1 protein-coding gene is annotated in these 840 nt (G+C 45.7%); it reads left to right on the top strand.

Going from position 1 to position 840, the window contains the following annotated elements:
- Positions 1-237: 237 nt before the first annotated feature.
- Positions 238-840: peroxidase family protein (locus R7O13_RS25575; RefSeq protein WP_318305037.1), on the top strand; the 603-nt coding region annotated here is incomplete at its 3' end.

The raw sequence follows: 840 nt of genomic DNA, 5'->3' as shown, positions 1-840 counted from the left end.
CGAGATTGTCTGGCGTTAAGTATTCAGGGGTAAATCCAATCTGATCTGAATCCATCTAAAACGCATATATGTACATGTTTGGTAACAGTAAAAGCTTGTAAACAGCGTGCAAATTTTGAAGAAAAAGACTTCTTTCTTGCGTCAAGTGGACTACGCTGTTTTGGTCAGGTATTCAATGTTTTTCGCATTGAGTAGAGAATGAGTAGCCAAGGAGGCTACAAAATAAAGGAGTACAATATGAGCAATACAAACGGCGGTTCAGTAGGTAAATGTCCAGTTATGCATGGTGGACAAACATCTACAGACAAGTCGGTGATGGATTGGTGGCCGAATGCCTTAAACTTAGACATCCCGCATCAGCACGACTCCAAAACGAATCCATTTGGTCCAGATTTTAATTACAAAGAAGAACTTAAAAAACTGGACGTCGACGCACTCAAGCAAGACTTAAAAGACCTAATGACAAACAGCCAAGATTGGTGGCCAGCCGACTGGGGACACTACGGCGGTTTGATGATTCGTATGGCATGGCACGCGGCTGGTAGCTATCGTATCGCAGACGGACGTGGTGGTGCCGCAACCGGTAACCAACGCTTTGCCCCTCTCAACTCTTGGCCAGATAACGCCAACCTAGACAAAGCACGCCGACTTCTTTGGCCGATCAAGAGAAAGTACGGCAACAAATTAAGCTGGGCCGACCTGATTATTCTCGCAGGTAACATGGCTTATGAATCGATGGGCTTTAAAACCTTTGGCTTTGGTTTTGGTCGCGAAGATATTTGGCACCCAGAAAAAGACACCTATTGGGGTTCTGAGCAAGAGTGGCTTGCGCCAAGTGGC

The sequence above is a fragment of the Vibrio sp. Y176 genome, assembly GCF_033438945.1.
This window is presented reverse-complemented; position numbering and strand designations above follow the sequence as displayed.